Below are 17285 nucleotides of genomic sequence, written 5' to 3'. Positions count from 1 at the left end.
TCCGTCGAGGAGCTGAACCAGATGTCCGCAGACCGCCCCACCATGCCGCCGGTGCGGCTGCATTCCGAAGCGGAGCTGGCCCGTGCCGCGCTGAGCGCTCCGCTGCTGGCCAGGGCCGCCAAGCTGGCCCACTGGGCCGACTCCGGCGTCCCGGTCGGCGTCGGCGGCGAGCTGGTCGAGAAGGCGCTGGCCGCGGCCACCGAGCACCTGGGCCTGGCCGCCGACGAGGACGGCCCCGCCTACACCGCCGAGGCGTGGCAGCTGGCGGTGGACACCGGACTGGTGGAGATCACTGAGGACGAGGACGGCGACGGCGACGGCGACGCCGCCGATGCCGCGCACCTGCCCGACGACGCCGCGGTCGGCACCGCCACCCCCGGTGAGGAGCTGGGCCTGCTCACGGCCGGCGACCCGCAGGACGTCCTCGACATCTGGCTCGGCGGCATGGAGACCGTGCTCGCGGACGCGGTCGCGCCCGACCTCTCCGACATCGCCGACCAGCTCGCCGAGGGCGGCGAGCTGGACCTCGACGCGATCGACTGGAACCCGGAGGAGGAGGCCGAGCTGCTGGACGGCATCCTCGGCAACCTCTACCTCCTCAGCGCCCTGGGCGAGGACCCCGGCCAGGACGTCCCGCTGCCCGCACTGGCCGCCTCCATGATCGTTCCGGACGACATGGACGAGCCCACCGACGAGATCCTCGAAGAGGTCTCCGACGCGATGATGCGGCTCGACGACCAGTTCCGGGTGCTGGAGCCGATCGGCCTGGTCGTCTACCGGCCCGTCGACGAGGCGCTGATCGAGGAGCTGGACGAGGACGGCGAGACGGTGACCGCGGCCGAGCCGCTGGCGGACGAGGACGTCGCCCGCTACGGCCTGGTCCGGCTCACCCCGCTCGGCGTCTGGGCGGTCCGCGCCCGGATGCTCGACGCCGGCGTGGACGCCCCGGCCGTCGGCGACCTGGCCGACAAGGGCGCCGACGCCCTGCTGGCGGCGCTGCCCGACTACCCCGAGGTGCTGGCCCAGGCGGAGTCCGAGCAGTGGCTGACCGCCCGCGCCCCGCTGGACGCCGCCCGGGACCTGCTCGCGGCGGCCCGCGGCGACGACGCACGGGGCCCGCTGCGCCGGCTCGCCGCCCAGCAGACCCTCTCGCTGATCGCCCCCGAGGCCGAACCGGCGCTGCGCGAGGTGCTCGACGACCGGCACCTGGGCGGGCTGGCCCGGGTCTGGCTGGCCGAGCGCGGGCTGCCCGACATCCCCGAGCCGTCCCAGGAGCTGGTCTTCTGGCTGACGGTGGACACCATCGCGGCCCAGCTCGGCGACGCCGACGACGAGGCGAACGCCGAACTCCGGGAGCTGGTCCAGGGGTTGAGCGACCAGCACAGCGGGTTCTTCGACGCGGTCTGGCGGGTGGACCACCCGGCCACCGCGGACGTGCTGGAGGCCATGGGCCGGCTCCACCCGGACAAGAAGGCCGCCAAGGAGGCCCGCAAGGCCGCTTTCAAGGCGCGCTCGCAGCAGGCCGGCTGAGCCGCGGCGGCCCGGCCGGCGCTCAGCCGGCCGGGGCCGCGGCCGTGATCAGGTAGTAGTCCAACAGACCGGTCTGGTAGGCCGTCAGGTACTGGCGGGGCCACTTGTCGCGCAGCTCGGGCCGTTCCGCCATGTAGCGGTCGTACGGTTCCCAGACGCCGTCGCCGATCGGCGTCACCGCGACGTCGACCAGTCCGGCCCCGTCGAGCGTCGCGGCCACGTCGTCCACCAGGTGCGTGACGTCCAGCCCGTTGGCGTACGGGGGCAGCAGCTCGGGCAGCACCCGGACCGCCTCCGGGACCCGGGCGAAGAAGGTGGCCAGCGCGAACTGGCCGCCCGGGCGCAGCACCCGCACCGCCTCCCGGGCGAAGCCGGCCAGGTCGCGGAAGTGCTGGGCGGCCTCGACGGAGTAGACGACGTCGGTGCAGGCGTCGGCCAGCGGCATCCGCTGGGCCGGGCCCAGCACGAACTCCAGCCGGCGAGGGCCGGCGTCCGCCGAGAGCAGTGCGGCGTTGGCCTCCAGGGCGCGGGCGATCTGGTCCGGATGGGCGTCCAGGCCGATCACCGCGCCGAAGTCGAACTCCCGCAGGGCCAGTGCGCAGCCCAGGCCGCGCCCGCAGCCGACCTCCAGGGCGGTGCGGTCGCGCGGCCGGTCCACGGTGTCCAGCACCAACCGGTAGAGGTCCTGCTCGCTGCGGAGCCGGTCCTCCTCGGTCAGCGGCCGGCCCGCGAGCTCGGGCAGCCAGGCCCAGTAGCCGAAGTTGATGAACCCGCCGGTGAAGGCGGTGACGGTGCTGAGGTCCTCCGCGCCGTAGGTGGCGGCGACCCGCTCGGGAAGGTCCGGGCGGGCTGCGCCGTCCGGGTGGTCGGGGGGCCCGGACCGGCCGGATCCGCCGGTCGGGGGCGGCTGCTCGGTCATCGGACGCTCCTCGTGGTGAGCCGTGGGGGGAGGGGGCCGAGGGCGCGCGGGGACGGAATCCTGGGCGCGTGGCGGTGTTGAAGGGGAGGTGAGCTCGACGATGCGGACGACACAATTCTCAATCCTGGACCGCTCCCGCACCAGGGAAGGGCATCCGACCGACACGGCGTTGCGGGACACCGTGGAGCTGGCCCGGCACGCCGAGCGGCTCGGGTACCACCGGTTCTGGGTGGCCGAGCACCACGGCGTGCCCGGTGTCGCCGGCTCGGCGCCCACCGTGCTGGCCGCCGCGGTGGCCTCGGCCACCACCGCCATCCGGGTGGGCACCGGCGGGGTGATGCTGCCCAACCACCGGCCACTGGTGGTCGCCGAGCAGTTCGGGGTCCTGGCGTCCCTCTTCCCGGGCCGGATCGACATGGGACTGGGCCGCTCGGTCGGCTTCACCGGCGGGATCCGCCGGGCGCTGGGCACCGAGAAGGACGCCGCCGAGGGCTTCGAGGCGCAGCTGGCCGAACTGCTGGGCTACTTCACCGGCGTCCGGACCGCCCACCCCCAGGTGCACGCCCGGCCCGCCGAGGGGCTCACGGTGCCGGCGTTCGTGCTGGCCACCGGCGCGGGGGCGCAGGTGGCGGCGCGGGCCGGCCTGGCCCTGGTGATCGGCGACTTCCGGGCGCCGGAGAAGGTGCTGGCGGCGGTCGAGGAGTACCGCGCCGCGTTCCGCCCGTCCGCACTCTGGCCGCGGCCCTACGTGGTGATCTCCGGGACGGTGGCGGTGGCCGGGACGACGGCCGGGGCCCGGCGGCTGCTCGTACCGGAGGCCCGGGCGATGGCGTTCGCGCGCACGCACGGGGTGTTCCCGCCGCTGCGGCCGGCGGCGGACGTGGAGCGGGAGGTGGCCGGGGACGGGATGTCCGCACGCGAGCGGGACGGCTACGCGGCCGCGCTGCGCGGGCACGTCCACGGCACGCCGGAGCAGGTCGCGGCGGAGCTCGGGGCGCTGATCGAGCGGACCGCGGCGGACGAGGTGCTGGTGACGACCAGCACCTACGACCGGGCGGCGCTGCTGGAGTCCTTCGAGCGGCTGGCGCGGCTGGCGGGGCTGGTCGGTCGGGGGTGACCGGCCGGCCGGCCGTCCGGCCGGTGCGGGCCGGCGCCCGCACCGCCGGGGGAGCGGGCTACAGCGCGGCGGCCGCGGGCTTGACCATGCCGCGCACGGTGCGGGCGTCGACGAAGGAGCCGAGCGCGGTCATCTCCCACTCGCCGGAGTACTGGCGGATCAGCTTGGCCATCAGCACGCCGGTCCGCGGTTCGGCGCCGGTCAGGTCGAAGCGGACCAACTCCTCGCCGGTCTGCGCGTCGGTCAGTCGGCAGTACGCCTTGGCGACGTCGGAGAACTTCTGGCCGGAGAAGGAGTTGACGGTGAAGACCAGGCCGGTGACCTCCGGGGGGATCCCGCCGAGGTGGACGGTGATCACCTCGTCGTCGCCGGCGCCGTCGCCGGTGAGGTTGTCGCCGGAGTGCTGGATCGCCGCGTCGAGGATCCGCAGCTTGCCGAAGTAGCAGCTGTCGACCTTGCCGCGGTCCGGGCCGTAGGCGATCACCGAGGCGTCCAGGTCGATGCTGCGGCCGCGCCGGGCGGGCTCCCAGCCCAGGCCCATCCGGACCGTGGAGAGCAGCGGGCGGCCGTCCTTGACCAGGGAGACGGTCTGGTTCTTCTGGAGGCTGACCCGGCCCTTGTCGAGGTTGACCTTGCCGGTGGCGGGCGGGCCCGCGGGGGCCGGGGCCTGCGGCGGCGGGGCGAGCGGCGCCGGGGCGCCGGCCGGGGGCGCCCACTGGTCCTGCGGGACGGGCGCCGGCGGTGCTTGCGGGGCCGGCGGGGCTTGCGGGGCCGGCGGGGCCTGGGGTGCGGGCGGGGCGGCCGGGGCCGCCGGTTCCTCCACGCTCACCCCGAAGTCGGTGGCGATGCCGGCGAGTCCGTCCGCGTACCCCTGGCCGACCGCACGGACCTTCCAGCCGCCGCCGCGCCGGTAGACCTCCACGACCACCAGTGCGGTCTCGGCGCCCAGCTGCGGCGGGGTGAAGGTGGCCAGTACGGCGCCGCCGTCCGCGTCGCGGACCGTGCCGGTCGGCTCGGTGCCGGCGAAGGTCGCGCCGGGCGCGTCCAGGCTCGCGGTGATCACGACCTTGTCGATGTCCGCGGGCACCGCGGCGGTGTCCACCGTGATGGTGTCGCCGGCCGGCGTGGTGCCGTGGCTCACGCCCGGTCCCTCGGGCTGGTTGTAGAAGACGAAGTCGTCGTCGGAGCGCACCTTGCCGCCGGCGGTGAGCAGCAGGCCCGACACGTCCAGCCGCACGGGGGCGGTGACGGTCACCGCCACCCGCGCGGCGGTGAGCGGGAGGTTCGAGCCAGGAGTCATAGCGGTCATGCCAGCCCTAACGGTCCGGGGAGGTGCGCGGTTCCCTGCCGGTGCCGCCTCGCCGGTCGGCCGGGGCGGGCGTCGGCGCCGGTCAGCGACGGGCGCGGGAGTTGCCGAAGAGCAGCCGGTAGGCGATCAACAGGACCAGCGCACCGGCCACCGCGGAGACCCACATGGCCGGGTCGTAGAAGTCCTTGGGGATCGGGCGGTTCAGGAAGCGGGTCGAGAGCCAACCGCCGATGAAGGAGCCGGCGATGCCGATGAGGGTGGTGCCGACGAGGCCGCCCGGGTCCCGGCCCGGCAGCAGGACCTTGGCGATGACGCCCGCGATCAGGCCCAGGAGGAGCCAGCTGACGATGCCCATGGTGTGTTACCTCGTTCTCGCGTCGTGTGCTCGCGCCCGTCGGCACCCGGGTGCGGTGCCGGCGGACGTTGTGCCCTCAAGGACGCCGGACGGTGGGAACGAGGTTCCGTAGGAGGGGATATCGCCCGTAATGGCGAGTAATGCCTAGGTCTGGCGCCAAAGAGGCGGGTTCGTACAGAAGGTGCCGCCCAGGTGGGCGTGATCCGGGTCGTCGGGATCGAGTTCCCCTTGGGCGGCGAGGAGTCGTGCGGCGTAGGGCTCGGAGTCGTCCTGCGGGTCGTAGCCCAGGGCGCGGGCGCTGGACAGGTCCCACCACAGGCGGGTGTTGGCGGACGAGGCGTAGGCGACGGTGTGGCCGACGCCGTCGGCGGTGAGGGCGGCGTGCAGCAGTCGGGCGCAGTCGGCCGGGCTGAGCCACAGGGAGAGCATCCGCACCGTGGTCGGCTCCGGGAAGCAGGAGCCGATGCGCAGTGAGACGGTCTCGATCCCGTGCCGGTCCCAGTAGAGGGCGGCGAGGTCCTCGCCGAAGCCCTTGGAGAGGCCGTAGAAGGTGTCCGGGCGGTGCGGGGCGTCGACCGGGATGGCCGCGGAGCCGTCCGGCGGGCGCGGGGTGAAGCCGACGGCGTGGTTGGAGGAGGCGAAGACCACCCGACGCACACCCGCCTCGCGGGCCGCCTCGTAGAGCCGGTAGGTGCCCTCGATGTTGGCCCGCAGGATCTCCTCGAACGGCGCCTCCACGGAGATGCCCGCCAGGTGGACCACGGCGTCGACCCCGTGGACCGCCGCGCGCAGCGCCTCCGCGTCGGCCAACTCCGCGGTGATGGCGTCCGGTTCGCCGTCGATCGGGCGCCGGTCGAACAGCCGCAGCCGGTAGCCGTACGGCGGCAGCAGGGCACGCATGAGGGTGCCGACGCCGCCGGCGGCGCCGGTGAGCAGGACGGTGCGGGGTGCGGTCACGGTGGTACTCCTCCGGCTGGGCGGCGGGTCGTCCGCACGGACCAGGATTCACGTGGGTGGACAGGGCGGACGGAGGGAAACGCTAGGGAGGGCGATCCTGACCGGTCAAGACCCTTGACGGGACGGTCAAATCGGCTTGTACGGCCCGGCTTTGGGGCCCTTGACCGGCCCAGTTCGGCTGCAATACCGTGACGCCGTTCAGAAATATGGACGTCGATCATAAACGTATACGAGAACGCGTCTGCGCACGTCAGGGAGAGCCCGTGACCGCACACCCTCGCCCGGCCGCCGCCGGGAGGTCCCCCCACCTCACCGACCGCCTCGACGGACTGCTGTTCTTCCCCGTGACCCCCTTCGCGCCCGACGGCGCACCGGACCTGGACGCCTTCCGCGCCCACGTCCGCGGCGGCATCGACGCCGGCGCGGGTGCGGTCTTCGCCTGCTGCGGCACCGGCGAGTTCCACGCCCTGGCCCCCGAGGAGTACGCCGCCTGCGTCGCCGCGGCCGTCGCCGAGGCCGCCGGCCGGGTCCCGGTCCTGGCCGGCACCGGCTACGGCACCGCGCTCGCCACCCACTTCGCCCGCCTCGCGCAGACCGCCGGCGCCGACGGCCTGCTGGCCATGCCGCCGTACCTCGTCCGCGCCGACCAGCCCGGCCTGCTGCGCCACTACGCCGCCCTCGCCGCCGCCACCGCGCTGCCGGTCATCGTCTACCAGCGCGACAACGCCGTCTTCGCCCCCGACACCGTCGCCGCCCTCGCCCGCACCCCCGGCGTCATCGGCCTCAAGGACGGCCTGGGCGACCTCGACCTGCTCCAGCGCATCATCAGCGCGGTCCGCACCGACGCCGCCGGCCGGCCGTTTTGCTACTTCAACGGCCTGCCCACCGCCGAACTCACCGGCCCCGCCTACCGGGGCCTGGGCGTCCGCCTCTACTCCTCCGCCGTCTTCGCCTTCGCCCCCGAGATCGCGCTCGCCTTCCACCGGGCACTGGACGACGGCGACGACGCCACCACCACCCGACTGCTGGACGGCTTCTACCGGCCGCTGGTGGAACTGCGCAACGAGGGCCGCGGCTACGCCGTTTCGCTGGTCAAGGCGGGCGTGGGGCTGCGCGGCGGACCGCCCGTCGGCGGGGTGCGCCCCCCGCTCAGCGACCCGCGGCCCGCCCACGTCGAGCGCCTGGCCCGCCTCCTGGACCACGGCCTCGAACTGGCCGCGGCCGCCCCCGGGAGCGGCGCCTGATGCGGGTCGGCGCCTTCGCCTACCCCTGGGACGTCGTCGGCGACCCGCAGGCCCCCGACCGGCTCGCCGCACTCGGCGTCCACCAGGTCACGCTGGCCGCCGCCTACCACTCCACCCGCGCCCTCACCCCGCGCCACCCCCGCCACCGCATCGTCACCGCCCGGCACTCCGCGGTCCTCTACCCGCCCGACCCGGGGCGCTGGGCGGGCCGCGCGCTGCGCCCGTACACCCAGGACTGGGTCGCCGACCCGGACCCCTTCGGCACCGCCGCGCGGGCGCTGACCGCGGCCGGCCTGGAGGTGCACAGTTGGGTGGTGCTGGCCCACAACTCCCGCCTCGGCGCCGACCACCCGTCCTCGGTCGTCCGCAACGCCTACGGCGACCGCTACCCGTGGGCGCCCTGCATCGCCCGCCCCGAGGTGCGCGACTACCTCGTCCGCCTCGCCGCGGAGGCCGCCGTCCGCCCCGGCGCCCGGGGCGTGGAGCTGGAGTCCTGCGGCTGGTACGGGCTGGCCCACCTGCACGGCCACGACAAGCTCGCCGGGGTCGGGCTGGGCGGCGCCGCGGAGTACCTGATGTCGGTGTGCTGCTGCCCGGTGTGCCGCGTCGGGTACGCCGCCCTCGGCCTGCCCGGCGGCGAGGTGGCGGCCGCGGTGCGGCGGGCCCTGGAGCCGGTGTGGGCGGGGGCCGCGCCGCCGGCCGGCGGCGGCCGGGCCGGGGAGTGGGCCGCCGTCGAGGACCTGCTCGGCGCGGGGCCGGCCGGCGCGGTGCGCGCCTGGCGGGAGCGGGCGGCGGACGAGCTCCAGCGCGCGGTGGTGCACGCCGTGCGGGACGCCGCGGCGCACGCCTCGGTGGACGGCTTCCGGGTGCTGCTGCACGCCGACCCCGCGCCGCACCGGTGCGGGCCCAACGCCGGCGTGGACCCGGTGGGGGTCCTGGCGCACGCGGACGGCGTGGTGGTGCCCTGCACCGGGGGCGCGGGGGCCCGGGCCGCGGCGCTGGGGCCGTTCGCCCGCCGCCCGGCGGGCACGACGCTGGCCGCCAACCTCACGATCGTCGGCGGGATGGGCGGCAGCCCCGCCACGCTGGCCGCCGACGCCGCGCACGCCGCCGCCCTCGGCGCGGACGAACTGCGGCTCTACCACGCGGGGTTGGCCGGCGCGGCGGACCTGGAGGCGGTGCGGGGCGCGCTGCGGGCGCTGAACCGGTCGGCGGGCGGCCGGGCCCAGGGCAGCGGAGCGGCCTCCGCACCGCTGAGCTGACTTGCCGTCAGGTGCGCGAACACCACGACGTTGCCCAGGTACTCCTGCCGGGTCCGGCTGAAGCCGCCGCCGCAGGTGATCAGGCGGAGTTCGGGACGGGCGGCCTCGCCGTAGACCTTCTCGTCCGGGAAGTGCCGGCCGTCGTACACCTCCACCGCGTCGACGGTGAACACCGCGGTCCGCCCGTCCGCCCGCAGGATCCGCACGGTGTGCCCCCTCTTCAGGGCCCCCAGGCGGTAGAAGACGGCGGGGCCCGCGCGGGTGTCCACGTGCCCGGCGATCAGGGCGGTGCCGGTGACGCCGGGCGGGGTGCCCTCGGCGTACCAGCCCGCCAGGTTCCGGTTGTTCTCCGGCGGTGCGGCCAGGCTGCCGTCCCGGGCCAACCCCAGCCGGGTCAACGGCGCGTCGATGCGCAGTGACGGCACGGCCACCCGCAGCGGTTCCGCGGCCGGCAGGGGCGCCACGGCCGCCCGCCCCGCGCGCGCTCCGGCGCTCGGGAAGCCCTGCGCGGCGGACGGCTGGGGCGGCGCGGTGTCCCGGGTGCCGCTGGCGATCAGCCAACCACCGACCGCACACCCGGCGAGGGCGCCGGCAGCGGCCAGCGCACCGGCCAGCCGCGCCCTGCCCGTCCGCGCCCTGCCCGTCTGCGCCCTGCCCATCCGGGCCCGGCGCTCCCCCCGCCCGGTGCTCCCGCCGTCATCGGGCGGTGGCGGCGGGGAACCGGGCCGTGGGGGGCCGTCGGGCGGCATGCCGACCGGGAACGGAGGGCCGGGTCAGTACCGGCCGCCGTGCCGGCGGCGGCGGACCAGCCAGACCCCGGTGGCCGCGGCCACCAGCACCACACCGGCGCCCGCGGCGACCTCCTTGGTGTCGATGCCGTCCTCGCTGGTGGAGCCCTCGCCGGTCTTCATCTTGCCCTTGGGCGGCATGGAGGGACCGGTGCTGCCCGGTGCGGGCATCGCGGAGTGCTCCTTGGCGGGCATGCTCGGACCGGCGCTGCCGTGGCCCATGCCGGGGCTCATGCTCATGCTGGGACCGCCGCTCGCGCCGGGGCTCGTGCTCGGGTCGGCGGACGCGTCCTGGGTGCCGATCCGGACCGTGCCGGTGAGCTCCTTGCCGTCGGCACACTTGCCGCCGATCCCGTAATTGCCGGGCTTCGTACCGGACTTGACCATCACCTTCCCCACCAGGGAGCCCTTGGCGGAGCCCGGGGCGAAGGTGACCGTGCCGCCGCCGAGGGCGGCGGCGTCCACACTCGCCGAGCGGCTGCTCCCACACCCCATGGTGGAGAGGGAGACCGTGGAACCGGCCTTGGCCATGCCCGGTGAGACCTCGATGGTGCCGAAGTCGCCGGCGTGCGCCGCGGTGGCGGCCAGACCCAGGGTGGCGACGGATAGCGCGGCACCGGTGAGCAGTCGGGTGGAACGCATGGGAACAACCTCCGCGAAGCGCGGCCGTGACACAGGTGTGCCACTGGGGAAGTCGGTGGAGTTCCGCGCCTCCTCCCACGAGATAAGCCCCCGGCGGTCCGCCGGTCCTGCTGGCCTACGGAGAACGGGTGAGCGGGCCCGGCCCGCTGCTCCGTCCGGGGTCGTCGGACCCGGTGCCCCGCTCGGCCGCCGGGGTCAGAGCCGACGCGTCGCCAGCGTCAGCCGGTCCCGGGCGTCGAACAGCGCGTCCTTGATCGTCTGCTCGTGGGCGGGGGTCAGCCGGGCCACCGGCACCGAGCAGCTGATCGCGTCCCGGGCCGGGGTGCGGTAGGGGATCGCCACGCCGAAGCAGCGCAGGCCGACGGTGTTCTCCTCGCGGTCGACCGCGAAGCCCTGCTCGCGGACCGTGTGCAGCTCCTCGATCAGCCGCTCCCGGTCGGTGGTGGTGTGCTCGGTCAGCGCGGCCAGGGTCGGCGGCAGCATCGCCCGCACCTGGTCGTCGGTGTACGTGGCGAGTAGCGCCTTGCCCAGCGAGGTGGAGTGCGCGGGCAGCCGGCGGCCGACCCGGGTGAACGGGCGCAGGTAGTGCTGCGACTGGCGGGTGGCGAGGTAGACGACGTTGACGCCGTCGAGCCGGGCGAGGTGGATGGTCTCGGTGGTGTCGTCGGAGAGCCGGTCCAGGGTCGGCCGGGCGGCGGCCACCACCTCGTCGCCGTCGATGTACGAGGTGCCGACCAGCAGGGCGCGGACGCCGATGCCGTAGCGGGTGCCGGTGGCGTCGGTCTCCACCCAGCCGAGGTCGACCAGGGTGCGCAGCAGCATGTAGAGGCTGGACTTTGGATACCCGACGGCCTCTTGCACGGAGGCGAGGCTGTGCATGCCAGGGCGGCCCGCGAAGAATTCGAGCAACTCCACCGTGCGCACCGCGGACTTGACCTGCGCCCCACCGGCCTCGGCAGCTGACATCGCCCTTGACCCCTCTGTTCGGACAGCCATAGAGTCCCAGATATTCATCATCTGGGACAGCGTTCAGCATATAGAACGCCATCCCGTGTGCGGCAAGGGTTCACGCGGCCACGACATCGCCCGGGAGGAACGCACGGTGACAGCAGCGGGAGCAGTGCCGGTGGCAGCACCAGTCTGGAGCGTCGACCCTCGAACCGGGAAGCGCCGGGAGCGGGTTGCGGTGGAGGCCACAGCCGACGCGGTGGACGCCGCGGTCCGCGCCGCGCACACCACCCGCCACGCCCTCGCCGACCGCGACCGACGAGCCGCCCTGCTGCGCCGCGCCGCCGCCCTCCTCGAAGCCGACGACGCGCAGCTCGTCGCCACCGCGGACGCCGAGACCGCCCTCGGCGCGCCCCGCCTCACCGGCGAACTCGCCCGCACCGCATACCAGTTGAGGTCCTTCGCGGACCTCGTCGACGAGGGCGGCTTCCTCGACGTCCGGATCGACCGCCCCGATCCCGGCCTCACCCCGCCCCGCCCCGACCTGCGCCGCTACAAGATCCCGCTGGGCGTGGTCGCGGTCTACGGCGCCAGCAACTTCCCGCTCGCGTTCTCCGTGCCCGGCGGCGACACCGCCAGCGCCCTCGCGGCCGGCTGCCCGGTCGTCGTCAAGGCCCACCCCGACCACCCGGCCACCGCCGAGCGGTGCGCCGCCCTGCTGCGCCGCGCCGCCACCGAGACCGGCCTGCCCGCGGACGCCGTGGTGCTGGTGCACGGCTTCCAGGCCGGGCTCGACCTGGTCCGCCACCCGCTGGTCGCCGCCGCCGGCTTCACCGGCTCCGTCCGCGGCGGCCGCGCCCTGCACGACGCCGCCGCGGCCCGCCCGCACCCCATCCCCTTCCACGGCGAACTGGGCAGCCTCAACCCGGTGGTGGTCACCGCGGCCGCGGCCGTCGAACGCGCCGACGCGATCGGCACGGGGCTCGCCGGCTCGATGACGCTGGGCACCGGACAGTTCTGCGTCAAGCCGGGACTGGTCCTGGTGCCCGCGGGCGCGGCCGGCGACCGCCTGCTGGCCGCCCTCACCGCGGCCGCCGGCGCCACCGGGCCGAGCGCCATGCTCGACCACCGGATGCGTGACGCCTTCCACGCCGGAGTGCACGACCGCAGCCGACTCGCGGACGTGCGGGCACCGTTGGCGCCCGCCGTCGAGGACGGCGGGCACACCGTCAGCGCCGCCGTGCTCACCGTCCCCGCCGGCCGCCTCGCCACCAGCGGCCCGCACGACCTCCTCCTGGAGGAGTGCTTCGGCCCCCTGACCGTCCTCGCCCGGTACGCCGACGAGGACGAGGCAGCCGCCGTCCTCGCCCGCGTCCCCGGCACCCTCTCCGCGACCCTGCACCTGTCCACCGCCGAAAGCGCCGGCACCGACCCCGCGGGCCGCGGCGCCCGGCTGCTCGCCGCGGTCACCCCGCTCGCCGGCCGGGTCGTGGTCAACGGCTGGCCCACCGGCGTCGCGGTCGCCCCCGCCCAGCACCACGGCGGCCCCTACCCGGCCACCACCTCCACCGCCACCTCCGTCGGCGCCACCGCCGTCGAGCGCTGGCTCCGCCCGGTGGCCTACCAGGACACCCCGCCGGCCCTCCTGCCGCCCGAACTGCGCGACGACAACCCGCTGCGGCTGCCGCGCCGCGTCGACGACCGGCCCGAGCACCCGACCGCCGATCCGCCCGGCGGCCGCGCGGCAGGGGCGTAGGCCCACCGATGACCCCCACCGCCCCGCGGGTCCGCCCCGCCACCGCCGTCGACCTGGAGCCGATCGCCGCCCTGCACACCGCAGCCCGCGCCGCCTATCTTCGGGCCCGGGTGCCGGACGCGCCCTTCGACGCCCCCGCCGAACACGCCCGCTGCCGGGACACCTGGGACCGGGTGCTGCACCGCGCGGACGCCCCGACCCTGTGCGCCGTCCGGCACGGCGCCGTCGTCGGCGCCGCCGCCTACCTCCCGCACGCCACCGACCCGGCCCGCCCCGCCGTCACGCTCCACCAACTGCACGTCGACCCGGCCCACTGGGGCACCGGCGTGGGCCGCGCCCTGCACGCCGCCTGCCTGCACGCCTGGCGCGCCGCCGGCCACTCCCGGGCCGTCCTCGACGTGCTCTGGCACAACCACCGCGCCCGCACCTTCTACGCCCGCCTCGGCTGGCGCCCCGACCCGGACCGCCGACCGGCCCCCGACGCCACCCACCTGGCGCTCACCCTGGCGCTGGCCCCGCCACCGCCGGCTCCCGCCGCGTCATGAGCTGGAGCCGCTCGGCGGTGCGGCCGTCCAGCGTCGGCACCACCGTGCGGCACTCCCGCAGCACCGCGAACCCGGCCGCCCGCAGCAGCCCCCGCAGCCACGGGGGCGGATGGTGCCGGAAGACCCCGCCGTCCGGCGTCTGGAACACCCCGTACGTCCCGAACCGCGCCGCGAACCGCTCGTAGCGCGCGCGGTTGAACGGGTCGTCCTGCAGCGGCACGTCACTCACGTACAGCACCCCGCCCGGCCGCACCAGCCGCGCCAGTTCCCCGACGATCGCCCGCTGATCGGCGTCGTCGGGGACGCAGGTGAGCACCGCGAACAGCAGCGCCGCGTCGAAGCTGCCGGCCGCGAACGGCAGCGGGAACCCCGACCACCGCAGCAGCGCCAGCCCCGGATGCGCCCGCCGCCCCCGGGCGATCAGCGCCGCCGACCGGTCCACCCCGCGCACCGCCCCGTATCCCAGCCCCACCAGCTCCGCGGTGAGCCGTCCGTACCCGCAGCCGTAGTCCAGCACCCGCGCGGTGCGCGGCACGAACTCCGCCAGCAGTGCGGGATCGATCGGGTGGGTGAAGGTCTTGGCGGCCCCGGTCGTCTCCCAGAACCCGTCGGTGCCGTGCGGTGCTGGCGTGCCCATACCGGGACGGTACCGCCGAGGGCGCCGTGTACTCCCGCACGCCGCCCACCTGCGGAATAACCGCGCCTGCCGCCGGGTTGCACCGCTTCGTACCCCGACCGGTCGCCGACCGGTCCCCCCGAGGAAAGTCACCCCCATGCGCGTCGAAATCTGGTCGGACATCGCCTGCCCCTGGTGCTACATCGGCAAGGCCCGGTTCGAGGCCGGCCTGGCGGCCTTCGCCCACCGGGCGGACGTCGAGGTCGTCCACCGTTCCTTCGAGCTGGACCGGGACGCCCCGCCCGCCACCGACGTGCCGATCCTCGACATGCTGGCGTCGAAGTACGGCGTCAGCCGGGCCCAGGCCGAGGAGATGGAGGCCCGGGTCGCCGAGGCCGCCGCCGGTGAGGGGCTCGGCTACCGCTCGGACCGCATCCACGGCAACACCTTCGACCTGCACCGGCTGCTCCACCTGGCCAAGGCCCACGGGGTGCAGGACGCCCTGCTCACCGCCCTGTACCACGCCAACTTCGCCGAGGCCCGACAGCTCGGCGACCCGGCGGTGCTGACCGGGATCGCGGTCGAGGCCGGCCTGCCCGCCGACGAGGCCGCCCGGGTCCTCGCCGATCCGGACGCCTACGCCGCCGAGGTCCGGACCGACGAGCGCACCGCCGCCGAGCTGGGCGCCACCGGCGTCCCCTTCTTCGTCATCGACCGCCGCTACGGCATCTCGGGCGCCCAGCCGGTGGACGTCTTCCGCCAGGCGCTGGAGCGGGCGCACGCCGACTCCGCCGTCCAGGTGCTCGCCGCCGGCGACGCGGACGTCTGCGGGGACGGGGGCTGCGCCGTTCCGGGGGCGTGAGCCGGCCGGAACGGCTGCGGCGGGTCCGGCGCCCCCGTGGACGCCGGACCCGTTACCGACCAGAGTGGGGGCCATGCAGCGACACACGGCACTGGGCGGGGACGAGTTCGCGCCCGAGACGGTCTACCTGAACTCTGCGTCGAGCGGGCTGCTGCCCGCGCGGACCGCCGCCGCGGTGCGGGACGCGCTGGCGGAGTCGGCGTCGCACGGGACGATGGGGCGCGACTACCTCGGGACGGCGGACCGGGCGCGCGGGGCGTTCGCGCGGCTGATGGGGGTGCCGGCGGAGCGGGTGGCGGTGGGCAGTTCGGTCGCGGTCCGCTCGGCGTTCGTCGCCGCGTCGCTGCCGGCCGGAAGCGAAGTGCTGGTCACCGAGGGGGACTTCAGCTCGCTGGTGAACCCGCTGATGGCGCACGGCGGCTGCACGGTGCGGGCGGTGCCGCGGGAGGCGCTCGCCGAGGCGGTGCGCCCGCGGACCGCACTGGTCGCGCTCAGCGCGGTGCACCCCCAGGACGGCCGGATCGCCGACCTGGCCGCCGTCCGGGACGCCGCCCGGGCGCACGGGGCGCTGACCTACGTCGACGTCACGCAGGCGGCGGGCTGGCTGCCGGTGCCGCTCGCCGACTTCGACTACGCGGTGTGCGGCGCCTACAAGTGGCTGCTGTGTCCGAAGGGGACGACGTTCACCGTCTTCGGCGGCGAGCGCGGCGAGTTGGGCGGCCCCGGGTGGCCGGTGCCGACGCACGCCGGATGGGTCGCGGGCGAGGACCCGGGGGAGTCGAACTACGGCCCCGTCGACCGGCCGGCGCCGACCGCCCGCCGCTACGACGAACCGCACGCCAACTACGCCTACGTGGGCGCCGAGCACTCCCTCGGGCTGCTCGCGGAGATCGGGCTGGCGACCATCCACGCGCACGACGTGGCGCTCGCCGAGCAGTACCGCGCGGGGCTGGTGGCGGCCGGCTTCACCCCGCGGGCCGCGCCCGGCTCCGCGATCGTCTCCACCCCCGGGCTGGCGGACGCCGAACCGCGGCTGGCCGCGGCCGGGGTGCGGGTCGCGGTCCGCGGCGGGCTGCTCCGGGCGGCGTTCCACCTCTACAACTCCCGCGCGGACGTGGACCGGGCGCTCGAACTGTTGGTTCCGTAACGCCTCGATTGCCCCCCGTTGCCGTGGTGTTTTCGCAGGCCAGGGGGGCGTGGCCGGGGATGCGGGGGCTGATCTAATGGCCAAGGCGGCAGCTCGAACAGGTGAGTTGGCGCCCCGTGTCCCCCCAGCTGAGAGGCCGCCAGTGACCACCGCGTTCGACCCCATAGAACTCGCCGGCATCCCGCTCGCCAACCGCATCGTGATGGCGCCGATGACCCGCAACCGCGCCACCGAGGCGGGCGTGCCCACCCCCTCGATGGTCACGTACTACACCCAGCGGGCGTCGGCCGGCCTGATCGTCACCGAGGCCACCCAGACCGAGGTGGTCGGCCGCGGCTACCCCCTCACGCCGGGTCTGCACACCGCCGAGCAGGTCGCGGGCTGGCGCCGGGTCACCGACTCCGTCCACGCGGCCGGCGGTCGGATCTTCGCCCAGCTGTGGCACGGCGGCCGGATCGGCCACCCGGTGCTGCTGCCCGACGGACTGGAGCCGGTCGGCCCGTCCGCGGTGCGGGCGGCCGGCCAGGGCTTCACCCAGAACGGTCCGACGGACTTCGTCACCCCGCGCGAGCTGACCGACGAGGAGATCCGCGCGACCGTCGACGGGTTCGCGGCCGCGGCCCGCAACGCCATCGAGGCCGGCTTCGACGGGGTGGAGATCCACGGCGCCAACGGCTACCTCGTCCACCAGTTCCTGGCCCCCAACGCCAACCTGCGCACCGACGCGTGGGGCGGCTCCGACGCGGCCCGCGCCCGGTTCGCCATCGAGGTGGTCGAGGCGGTCGCCGAGGCGGTCGGCGCGCACCGCACCGGTCTGCGGCTCTCGCCCGGCAACCCGTTCAACGACATCGCCGAGCCCGAGCCGGAGGCCACCTACACCGCGCTGCTGGACGCCGTCTCCCCGCTCGGCCTGGCCTACCTGCACACCTGCGACGTCCACGACCTTCAGCTGCTGGCCCGGCTGCGTAAGCGGTTCGACGGCCCGTTCCTGCTCAACCCGGCCACCGTCGGTCGCCCCACCGGCCCCGAGGAGCTGTCGCTCGTCGAACAGGGCGACGCCGATCTGCTGGCGTACGGCGCGCTGTTCATCGCCAACCCCGACCTGCCCCGCCGCCTGGCGGCCGGGGGCCCGTTCAACGCCCCGGAGCGGGCCAGCTTCTACGGCGGCGACGACCACGGCTACCTGGACTACCCGGCCCTGGACGACAACTGACGTTACGTCAGATCAGCGGTCGCGTCGACCGGCTTAAACGCGGACGGCCGCCGCACAGTGCCACGAGGGGACTGT

The 17285-nt window shown here is 75.6% G+C and carries 16 protein-coding genes and 1 pseudogene; 9 read left to right on the top strand and 8 right to left on the bottom strand.

The features are described from left to right. Positions 1 to 21 precede the first annotated feature (21 nt). Positions 22 to 1530: a hypothetical protein gene (locus ACJ6WD_RS17975; protein WP_407616165.1), complete on the top strand. Its 1509-nt coding sequence runs from the start codon at positions 22 to 24 to the stop codon at positions 1528 to 1530. A 22-nt stretch (positions 1531 to 1552) separates the two neighbouring features. Here the strand turns inward: ACJ6WD_RS17975 and ACJ6WD_RS17970 are convergent, their stop codons facing one another. Further along, on the bottom strand, positions 1553 to 2449 hold the full coding sequence (locus tag ACJ6WD_RS17970) for a class I SAM-dependent methyltransferase (RefSeq protein ID WP_233658238.1): 897 nt from the start codon (positions 2447 to 2449) through the stop codon (positions 1553 to 1555). A gap of 100 nt (positions 2450 to 2549) precedes the next feature. Between ACJ6WD_RS17970 and ACJ6WD_RS17965 the strand changes: the two genes are divergently transcribed. Then, entirely contained in the window at positions 2550 to 3566 is a 1017-nt protein-coding gene (locus tag ACJ6WD_RS17965) for an LLM class flavin-dependent oxidoreductase (protein WP_233658240.1), read from the top strand. Between the two features lie 58 nt (positions 3567 to 3624). Here the strand turns inward: ACJ6WD_RS17965 and ACJ6WD_RS17960 are convergent, their stop codons facing one another. The 3 genes from ACJ6WD_RS17960 to ACJ6WD_RS17950 all read right to left on the bottom strand — a co-directional run bounded on the left by ACJ6WD_RS17960 (position 3625) and on the right by ACJ6WD_RS17950 (position 6187). Beyond that, positions 3625 to 4866: a TerD family protein gene (locus ACJ6WD_RS17960; RefSeq protein WP_407616164.1), complete on the bottom strand. Its 1242-nt coding sequence runs from the start codon at positions 4864 to 4866 to the stop codon at positions 3625 to 3627. A 91-nt stretch (positions 4867 to 4957) separates the two neighbouring features. Continuing rightward, positions 4958 to 5230, bottom strand: a complete 273-nt coding sequence (locus ACJ6WD_RS17955; RefSeq protein WP_016572437.1) for a GlsB/YeaQ/YmgE family stress response membrane protein — start codon at positions 5228 to 5230, stop codon at positions 4958 to 4960. 144 nt (positions 5231 to 5374) lie between these two features. Further along, complete coding sequence (locus ACJ6WD_RS17950) at positions 5375 to 6187, bottom strand: NAD-dependent epimerase/dehydratase family protein (protein ID WP_407616163.1); 813 nt, start codon at positions 6185 to 6187, stop codon at positions 5375 to 5377. 263 nt (positions 6188 to 6450) lie between these two features. Between ACJ6WD_RS17950 and ACJ6WD_RS17945 the strand changes: the two genes are divergently transcribed. Beyond that, entirely contained in the window at positions 6451 to 7431 is a 981-nt protein-coding gene (locus ACJ6WD_RS17945) for a 5-dehydro-4-deoxyglucarate dehydratase (protein WP_331247158.1), read from the top strand. Continuing rightward, positions 7431 to 8693, top strand: coding sequence for a hypothetical protein (locus ACJ6WD_RS17940; RefSeq protein WP_407616162.1), 1263 nt, complete (start codon positions 7431 to 7433; stop codon positions 8691 to 8693). Before ACJ6WD_RS17945 ends, ACJ6WD_RS17940 begins: the two co-directional genes overlap by 1 nt. Positions 8694 to 8710: 17 nt before the next feature. Here the strand turns inward: ACJ6WD_RS17940 and ACJ6WD_RS17935 are convergent. From ACJ6WD_RS17935 to ACJ6WD_RS17925, 3 genes and pseudogenes are all read right to left on the bottom strand, one after another. Then, positions 8711 to 9352 (bottom strand): annotated as a pseudogene (locus tag ACJ6WD_RS17935) (class F sortase); the annotation flags it as partial. Positions 9353 to 9466: 114 nt separating this feature from the next. Then, complete coding sequence (locus ACJ6WD_RS17930; RefSeq protein ID WP_016572433.1) at positions 9467 to 10123, bottom strand: hypothetical protein; 657 nt, start codon at positions 10121 to 10123, stop codon at positions 9467 to 9469. Between the two features lie 195 nt (positions 10124 to 10318). After that, positions 10319 to 11089 (bottom strand): IclR family transcriptional regulator, encoded by a 771-nt coding sequence (locus ACJ6WD_RS17925; RefSeq protein ID WP_016572432.1) that lies wholly within the window; start codon positions 11087 to 11089, stop codon positions 10319 to 10321. A 160-nt stretch (positions 11090 to 11249) separates the two neighbouring features. Here ACJ6WD_RS17925 and ACJ6WD_RS17920 point away from each other — a divergent pair, with 160 nt between their 5' ends. Together ACJ6WD_RS17920 and ACJ6WD_RS17915 are read left to right on the top strand one after the other, a co-directional pair. Beyond that, the gene (locus tag ACJ6WD_RS17920) at positions 11250 to 12827 is read left to right on the top strand and encodes an aldehyde dehydrogenase family protein (protein WP_331247160.1); all 1578 of its coding nucleotides are present in this window, start codon (positions 11250 to 11252) and stop codon (positions 12825 to 12827) included. A gap of 8 nt (positions 12828 to 12835) precedes the next feature. Then, a complete protein-coding gene (locus ACJ6WD_RS17915; protein WP_407616161.1) occupies positions 12836 to 13372 on the top strand; it encodes a GNAT family N-acetyltransferase in 537 nt (178 codons plus the stop codon). Here ACJ6WD_RS17915 and ACJ6WD_RS17910 read toward each other — a convergent pair. Continuing rightward, entirely contained in the window at positions 13326 to 14009 is a 684-nt protein-coding gene (locus ACJ6WD_RS17910; protein WP_053165033.1) for a bifunctional 2-polyprenyl-6-hydroxyphenol methylase/3-demethylubiquinol 3-O-methyltransferase UbiG, read from the bottom strand. The two genes, ACJ6WD_RS17915 and ACJ6WD_RS17910, sit on opposite strands and share 47 nt — an antisense overlap. 136 nt (positions 14010 to 14145) lie before the next feature. Between ACJ6WD_RS17910 and ACJ6WD_RS17905 the strand changes: the two genes are divergently transcribed. From ACJ6WD_RS17905 to ACJ6WD_RS17895, 3 genes are all read left to right on the top strand, one after another. After that, entirely contained in the window at positions 14146 to 14850 is a 705-nt protein-coding gene (locus ACJ6WD_RS17905; RefSeq protein ID WP_233658253.1) for a DsbA family oxidoreductase, read from the top strand. A 73-nt stretch (positions 14851 to 14923) separates the two neighbouring features. After that, positions 14924 to 15997, top strand: coding sequence for an aminotransferase class V-fold PLP-dependent enzyme (locus ACJ6WD_RS17900; RefSeq protein WP_331247162.1), 1074 nt, complete (start codon positions 14924 to 14926; stop codon positions 15995 to 15997). A gap of 142 nt (positions 15998 to 16139) precedes the next feature. Beyond that, positions 16140 to 17210 (top strand): alkene reductase, encoded by a 1071-nt coding sequence (locus tag ACJ6WD_RS17895; protein WP_233658257.1) that lies wholly within the window; start codon positions 16140 to 16142, stop codon positions 17208 to 17210. The last annotated feature ends 75 nt before the right edge of the window (positions 17211 to 17285 follow it).

The organism is Streptomyces sp. VTCC 41912, from assembly GCF_045799175.1.
Classification (GTDB): domain Bacteria; phylum Actinomycetota; class Actinomycetes; order Streptomycetales; family Streptomycetaceae; genus Streptomyces; species Streptomyces albulus_C.
This window is presented reverse-complemented; position numbering and strand designations above follow the sequence as displayed.

Coding starts and splice junctions, on each gene's coding strand:
- ACJ6WD_RS17975 (WP_407616165.1), top strand. CDS start 22: ATGTCCGCAGACCGCCCCACCATGCCGCCGGTGCGGCTGCATTCCGAA.
- ACJ6WD_RS17970 (WP_233658238.1), bottom strand. CDS start 2,449: ATGACCGAGCAGCCGCCCCCGACCGGCGGATCCGGCCGGTCCGGGCCC.
- ACJ6WD_RS17965 (WP_233658240.1), top strand. CDS start 2,550: ATGCGGACGACACAATTCTCAATCCTGGACCGCTCCCGCACCAGGGAA.
- ACJ6WD_RS17960 (WP_407616164.1), bottom strand. CDS start 4,866: ATGACTCCTGGCTCGAACCTCCCGCTCACCGCCGCGCGGGTGGCGGTG.
- ACJ6WD_RS17955 (WP_016572437.1), bottom strand. CDS start 5,230: ATGGGCATCGTCAGCTGGCTCCTCCTGGGCCTGATCGCGGGCGTCATC.
- ACJ6WD_RS17940 (WP_407616162.1), top strand. CDS start 7,431: ATGCGGGTCGGCGCCTTCGCCTACCCCTGGGACGTCGTCGGCGACCCG.
- ACJ6WD_RS17930 (WP_016572433.1), bottom strand. CDS start 10,123: ATGCGTTCCACCCGACTGCTCACCGGTGCCGCGCTATCCGTCGCCACC.
- ACJ6WD_RS17925 (WP_016572432.1), bottom strand. CDS start 11,089: ATGTCAGCTGCCGAGGCCGGTGGGGCGCAGGTCAAGTCCGCGGTGCGC.
- ACJ6WD_RS17915 (WP_407616161.1), top strand. CDS start 12,836: ATGACCCCCACCGCCCCGCGGGTCCGCCCCGCCACCGCCGTCGACCTG.
- ACJ6WD_RS17910 (WP_053165033.1), bottom strand. CDS start 14,009: ATGGGCACGCCAGCACCGCACGGCACCGACGGGTTCTGGGAGACGACC.
- ACJ6WD_RS17905 (WP_233658253.1), top strand. CDS start 14,146: ATGCGCGTCGAAATCTGGTCGGACATCGCCTGCCCCTGGTGCTACATC.
- ACJ6WD_RS17900 (WP_331247162.1), top strand. CDS start 14,924: ATGCAGCGACACACGGCACTGGGCGGGGACGAGTTCGCGCCCGAGACG.